Raw genomic sequence first — 6,694 nt, 5'->3', positions numbered from 1 at the left:
CCGGGTGGTAATCGGACATTCCCCCTCCCGCCTGCGGGAGGGGGAATGTCCGATTACCACCCGGATCACTCAGTCTGGGGGGTCTTGAATTTGTCCACGCTGCCTGGCGTGAAAGGGCGACAGCTGAACCGGGTTCTCATGAGCCACTTGTTTCCTTCGAGTGCCTTCGCAGGAGTACGGTGGGATTAAACCCCGTTTCCGTTTTGTCGCGGCGCTGCTATTCCCCGTTGCGATGACCGAATTTCGCGACCCGTTCGACGCTATCAAGGATCACCCGTTCGACGATGCGCTGTCCCAGCGCTACCTCGTCTATGCGCTCTCCACCATCACGGCGCGGTCGTTGCCGGATTTGCGCGACGGGCTGAAGCCGGTGCACCGGCGGCTGCTCTGGGCGATGCGGCTGCTGCGGATGGAGCCGGGCGGGGCCTCGCCCGACGTGCTGGTCGCCAATCCGGCGCGCAACACCACGCCGTACAAGAAATGCGCCCGCGTCGTCGGCGACGTCATCGGCAAATATCACCCCCATGGCGACGCGTCGGTCTATGACGCCATGGTGCGTCTGGCGCAGGATTTCTCGCTGCGCACGCCGCTGGTCGACGGGCAGGGCAATTTCGGCAATATCGACGGCGATAATGCGGCGGCGATGCGCTATACCGAGGCGCGGCTGACGCAGGCCGCCGCCGACCTGATGGCCGGGCTGGACGAAGGCACCGTCGAATTCCGCCCGACCTATAATGGCGAGGATCAGGAGCCGGAGGTGTTTCCCGGCCTGTTCCCCAATCTGCTGGCCAATGGCGCCACCGGCATCGCGGTCGGCATGGCGACCAGCATCCCGCCGCATAATGTCGCCGAACTGATCGATGCGGCCAGCCTGCTGATCGACAATCCGGACGCCGAGCATGCCGATCTGATGCAGATCGTGCGCGGTCCGGACTTTCCGACCGGCGGCGTGCTGGTGGACAGCGCTTCCATCATTTCGGAGGCTTATGCGACGGGGCGGGGATCGTTTCGAACCCGCGCCCGCTGGCACAAGGAGGATGGCGGGCGGGGCACATGGGTCGCGGTGGTGACGCAGATCCCCTTCCAGGTGCAGAAGTCCAAGCTGATCGAGCAGATCGCGGCGCTGATCAACGACAGGAAGCTGCCGATCCTGGCCGATGTGCGCGACGAGAGCGACACCGAGATCCGCATCGTCATCGAACCCCGCGCCCGCACCGTCGACCCCGACGTGCTGATGGACAGCCTGTTCCGGCTGACCGATCTGGAAAACCGCTTTCCGCTGAACCTGAACGTGCTGGACGCGACGCGCACGCCAAGGGTGCTGGGGCTGAAGGCGGTCCTCGTCGAATGGCTGAAGCACCAGATCGACGTGCTGGTGAAGCGCGCCCAGCACCGGCTGGACAAGATCGCGGCGCGGCTGGAGCTGCTGGACGGCTATATCATCGCCTATCTGAACCTTGACCGGGTGATCGAGATCATCCGGACCGAGGATGAGCCGAAAGAGGTGATGATGGCCGAGTTCGGCCTGAACGACCGGCAGGCCGAGGCGATCCTGAACATGCGGCTGCGGTCCCTGCGCAAGCTGGAGGAGATGGAGCTGCGGCGCGAGCATTCGGAACTGCTGAAGGAACGCGACGAGCTGACAAAGCTGGTGGAAAGCCCGGCGCGGCAGCGGACGCGGCTGAAGAAGGACCTGGCGGACCTTCGCAAGCGCTATTCGCCCGAGAGCGATTTCGGCCGGCGGCGCACGCTGGTCGAGGAGGCGACGCCGGCGCGGGAAATCCCGCTGGAGGCGATGATCGAGAAAGAGCCGATCACCGTGATCCTGTCCGAGCGCGGATGGATCAGGGCGATGAGCGGGCATCGCGACCTTGCTTCGGCGGACACGCTGAAATTCAAGGAAGGCGACGGTCCGATGATCGCCTTCCACGCGCAGACCACCGACAAGCTGCTGCTGGCGACGGAGACCGGGCGCGTCTTCACGCTGGGCGCGGACAAGCTGCCCGGCGGGCGCGGCTTTGGCGATCCGGTCCGGTCGCTGGTCGACATGGACGGCACCGGCAATATCGTCGCCCTGCTGCCTGCGCGGGCGGGTGGCGAACTGCTGCTTGCATCCTCGGACGGGCGCGGCTTCGTGGCGGCGGTGGCGGATGTGATCGCCGAAACGCGCAAGGGCAAGCAGGTCGTCAATGTGCGGACCGGCGCGAAGCTGAGCGTCGTGCATCCCATCGCGCCGGAGGCGGACAGCGTCGCCGTGATGGGCGAAAACCGCAAGCTGCTGGTCTTCTCGCTCACTGAAATGCCGCGCATGGCGCGCGGTCAGGGCGTGCAGATGCAGCGCTATCGCGACGGCGGGCTGTCCGATGCCATCGCCTTCCGCCTGTCCGACGGGCTGAGCTGGGCCATGGGTGGAGGAACGGGGCGGGTGCGCACGGAAGCCGACATGACGCCATGGCGCGTAGCCAGGGGCGCGGCCGGGCGCATGCCGCCCACGGGCTTCCCGCGCGATAACCGGTTCTGAGAAGCTGATTTTTTCGTTACTATCGCGCTGGAATCGGGAATGTCGTTTCCCGAAAATTTACCCTTTGGGCCTATCGCCGGGCCTATGGAAGCCATGTCGATGCGTGATCGGCCGACCGAAATGCCGGACATCCAGCTCCTTCTGGGGCAGGATGACGCGCATCTTTCCCATCGCGTGGCGATAGCGGACTGGCTGGCTGCGCTGCCTTATCCGGCGGCTGCATTCTCCTTCGAAGACAATAGGTTGTCCATGGTGGCGACCAATGCGCCGTTCGGAAACTGCTTCACCTGCAGCAACCCGGGCGAAGCCGAACGGCCCCATGCGGCCGAATGGCGCAGGCGGATCGTGCAGAGCGTCCTGTCCGGGCGCGATTCGGAAGGTTTCGAATTGCGCCGCGACGGCATGTTGGGGCCCGAATATTTCTACTGCACCGTCGGGCGGCTGCCCGAACCGGATGGCGAACCCAATCTGTTCCTGTTCACCGCCCTCGACCGGACGAGCGACCGGACCATCGAGAAGAACCTGCGGCGGGAATTATTGTCCGACGGCCTGACCGCGCTTCCCAACCGCACGGGATTTGGCGAGGAGATCGAGGACCGGCTGACCAACACGCCCTGGCCGGACAATGCGCAGTTCGGCATCCTCGCCATCGATCTGAGCCGGTTCAGCCGGGTCAATGAATCCCTGGGCCCGATGGCCGGCGACGAGTTGCTGATCACGGTGGCCAAGCGGTTGAAGTCCAGCCTGCGGCAGGGCGATGTGCTGGCGCGCATCGGCGGCAACGACTTTGCGATTTTCGCCAGGCTTAACAATGGTTTGTCGGACGCCCTTCATATCGTTCAGCGCATCCGGGACTCGCTCAGCTATCCGATCAGGCTGAGCGATCTGCAAATCCGGGTAGATTGCGCGATCGGCTGCGCCCTGTCGACCAGCTTGACCGAAGACCCCGAGGATGTGGTGCGCAAGGCGCAGGCCGCGGTGAAGATCGCCAAGCGCAGCGGCAAGGTGGAAATCTACCGCAATGGCGTGCTGAAGGAGGCGCAGCGGCGATTTTCCGTCGAGAGCCGGCTGCGCGATGCGCTGGCCCAGGGAGGGCTGACGCTGGCCTTCCAGCCGCTGATCCACCTGCAGACGGGTGAAATCACCGGCTTCGAGGCGCTGGCGCGGTGGGAGGATGAAGAACTGGGCCATGTGTCGCCCGCCGAGTTCATCGCCGTGGCGGAGGAAAGCGGACTGATCACGCCGCTGGGCCGCTGGGCGGCCTATGAGGCGGCGCAGGCGCTCAGCCGGTGGGATGCGAAATTCGGCCAGGCGTTGCCGGTGGGCGTCAATGTGAACCTTTCCCCGATCCAGATGGCGCGGGACGATGTCGCATCCATGTTCGAGGAAGCGCTGCGCTATGCGGGCATTTCGGGCAAGCGGCTGACAGCGGAACTGACCGAAAGCGCCATCGTGGCGGACCCCGAAAAGGCGCGGAAGCTGTTGTTCGCGCTCAAGGACCTGCACATGCCGATCGCCATGGACGATTTCGGCACCGGCTATTCCAACCTGGCGAGCCTGCACAGCCTGCCCATCGACATATTGAAGATCGACCGCAGTTTCGTGACATCCATGCTGGAGGACCGGGACAAGGAGATCATGGTGCGCACCATCCTGTCGCTGGCCGAATCGCTGGGGCTGCATGTCACGGCCGAGGGGATCGAGACGCAGCAACTGGCCCATGCGTTGCAGAATCTGGGGTGCTGGCAGGGGCAGGGCTATTATTTCGCGCGGCCGATGGCGGAGGGCGATGCCTATGACTATTGGCGGGCGCGCTGGAATTTCGAAACGGTCTGATCCGCGATTTCCGAGACGCGGGCTGCGTCGGGAAAATCCTCCGCCACCCAGATGTCCTGAACCTCGGCCAGCGCCTTCGCCACGTCCGGGCCGGGCTGAAGGCCCCGCGCGATCAGGGCGCCGCCGCCCAGCGGCAGGCGCGGCGGGGCCCAGTCCGCGAGCATCTTCAGGCCGTCGAGCGGAGCCGAGGGATCGATCAGGATACGGTCGATGGCCCCTTCCACGCCGATCCGGAAGGCGAGGGCGCGGGGGGTCGCGCCGGTGGCGGCGCCTTCCAGCGCGGCGGTCAGGCGCTTGCGGGCCTTGTTGGACAATTTGAGCCGGGCGCCCACCTGATCGGCGGCGCGCGGGTCCGGTGGAAGCAGGGCCGCCAGGCGGCGCAGGGCCGCAGGAGCGGTGCCGGAGGCGGCCTCCCGCTCGATCAGCATGGACAGGCGGGCCAGTCCGTCATGGTCGACCTCCGGCAGGACGGGCAGCAATATGCCGCCGTCGACCATGAGCCGGAGCGAGGCGAGCGGCCCGGGCAGGGCGAGCAGTTTGAGCAGTTCGTCCGCAATGCGTTCGCGCGAAAGGGCCATCAGGCTGTTGGCGGCGTCGCGGCAGGCGGCATAGGCCTCCACATCCGGTTCGTCATGGCCGAAGCGCGCGAGGAAACGGAAATAGCGCAGGATGCGGAGATGATCCTCCGCGATGCGGGCGCTTGCCTCTCCGATGAAGCGGACGCGATGCGCGCGGAGATCGGCGACGCCGCCGAAGAAGTCCGTGATGGCGTGGGTGAGGGGGTCGGCATAGAGCGCGTTGATCGTGAAATCGCGCCGGGCGGCGTCTTCGCGCCAGTCGTCGGTATAGGCGATGGTGGCGCGGCGGCCGTCCGTGCTGACGTCGCGGCGGAGGGTCGTGATCTCCACCGGCCAGCCGTTGATCACCGCCGTGATCGTGCCATGGTCGATGCCGGTGGGGACGGCCTTTATACCCGCGGCCCTGAGACGGTCGATGACGGGCTGCGGCTCCAGCACGGTGGCGATGTCCAGGTCGTTGACCGGCAGGCCCAGAAGGCCGTCGCGAACGGCGCCGCCTACGAAGCGGGCGAGGCCCTGTTCCGCGCCGAGCGCCCTCAGCAGCGCGTCCAGGCCGGGGCGATGGCGCCAGTCGGCGTCAGGTAGCAGGCTGGTCATGGCCTAGCCTGCGCGACAGATTGGCGAGAATCGCGGCGGTGATGCCCCAGATGCGGCGTCCTTCCCAGAATATTTCGTAATAATGCCTTTCAACACCCTGATAATCTATCGATTTCCTGATCCGGTTGGCAGGATTGAGGGCGAAGGAGAGGGGAAGTTCGAACAGCTCCGCCACCTCCGCTTCGCGGGGGGAGAGGGGAAGGTCGGGCGGGATCACGCCGAGCACGGGGACGATGTCGAAGCCGGTGAAGGTGTGATAGCGGTCCGACGTGCCGATGATGTCGACGAGGCCGGGAGGGAGGCCGATCTCCTCCTGCGCTTCGCGCAGGGCGCCGGCGATTTCGTCTGGATCGTCGTCGTCGACCCGCCCGCCGGGGAAGGCGACCTGTCCGGCATGCTGGCGCAGTCCGGCGGAGCGCTGGGTCAGGATCAGTCCGGGTTCGGGACGGTCGGTGATCGCGACCAGCACGGCCGCGGGCGAGAGCAGGATGTCGCCGTCGATCCGGGGGTCGCGGGTGTCGGAGGGTATCAGGCCGACCTCCCGCTCATGCCCCTGCCTGAGGGCGGTCCGCAGCCGTTCCGCCAGGGTCATGCCGATCCGTCCAGCGCGAAGAAGGCGCCGTTGCTCCAGAGGCCGATGGGTTGGGCGCCTTCGTCCAGCGCCAGGTTCATCAGTTCATAATAGACGCTGCGGGCGATCAGCGCCTCCAGCCCGCCGCGGACATGGAGATAGGGATGCGGCCCGTCCGGCGTTTCGCGCAGGACAAGGGCGTTGTCCGGGCCGGCGGCGACCAGGTCGCCCGTGTTGAGCCGGAAGGCGAGGTTGCGCGCCCGGCCTTCGCCTTCGCTCTTGAGCTCGACGGCGATGAAGGGTGCATCCTCCACCTCGATCGAGAGTTTCTCTACGGGCGTGACCAGGACGTGGCTGCCGTCGGGTTCGCGGCGCAGGATGGTGGAGAAGAGGCGGACCATGGCTTCGCGGCCGATGGGAGAGCCCTGATGGAACCAGGTGCCGTCGCGGGCGATGCGCATGTCGCTGTCGCCGCAATGGTCGGGGTTCCACTTCTCCACGGGCGGAAGGCGCTTTTCCGCCAGCAGGCGCGCGACATCGCTGAGGGACAGGCTGGAAAGATCGGGGGGCGGCTCCATCGGCATGGGGCCG

5 protein-coding genes are annotated in these 6,694 nt (G+C 66.3%); 2 read left to right on the top strand and 3 right to left on the bottom strand.

From position 1 onward, the window contains the following. Positions 1 to 232: 232 nt before the first annotated feature. Positions 233 to 2,521: a DNA topoisomerase IV subunit A gene (gene parC, locus K7W03_RS14545; RefSeq protein WP_222886647.1), complete on the top strand. Its 2,289-nt coding sequence runs from the start codon at positions 233 to 235 to the stop codon at positions 2,519 to 2,521. 93 nt (positions 2,522 to 2,614) lie between these two features. Beyond that, positions 2,615 to 4,357 carry a putative bifunctional diguanylate cyclase/phosphodiesterase gene (locus K7W03_RS14540; RefSeq protein WP_413469337.1) on the top strand — a complete coding sequence of 581 codons (1,743 nt, stop codon included), beginning with the start codon at positions 2,615 to 2,617 and terminating at the stop codon, positions 4,355 to 4,357. Here the strand turns inward: K7W03_RS14540 and K7W03_RS14535 are convergent. The 3 genes from K7W03_RS14535 to K7W03_RS14525 are packed head-to-tail and all read right to left on the bottom strand — an operon-like array spanning position 4,321 to position 6,687. Continuing rightward, a complete protein-coding gene (locus K7W03_RS14535) occupies positions 4,321 to 5,532 on the bottom strand; it encodes a CCA tRNA nucleotidyltransferase (protein ID WP_222886646.1) in 1,212 nt (403 codons plus the stop codon). The genes K7W03_RS14540 and K7W03_RS14535 overlap by 37 nt on opposite strands. Next, positions 5,513 to 6,124 (bottom strand): CoA pyrophosphatase, encoded by a 612-nt coding sequence (locus tag K7W03_RS14530; RefSeq protein WP_222886645.1) that lies wholly within the window; start codon positions 6,122 to 6,124, stop codon positions 5,513 to 5,515. The genes K7W03_RS14535 and K7W03_RS14530 overlap by 20 nt, the downstream gene beginning before the upstream one ends. Next, entirely contained in the window at positions 6,121 to 6,687 is a 567-nt protein-coding gene (locus tag K7W03_RS14525; RefSeq protein WP_044661985.1) for a DUF1285 domain-containing protein, read from the bottom strand. Before K7W03_RS14525 ends, K7W03_RS14530 begins: the two co-directional genes overlap by 4 nt. Positions 6,688 to 6,694 lie beyond the last annotated feature (7 nt).

Origin of the sequence: Sphingobium sp. PNB (assembly GCF_019873065.1) — a bacterium.
Classification (GTDB): Bacteria; Pseudomonadota; Alphaproteobacteria; order Sphingomonadales; family Sphingomonadaceae; genus Sphingobium; species Sphingobium fuliginis.
Note: the sequence above shows the minus strand (reverse complement) of the source record. Positions and strands in the feature narration are given on the sequence as shown.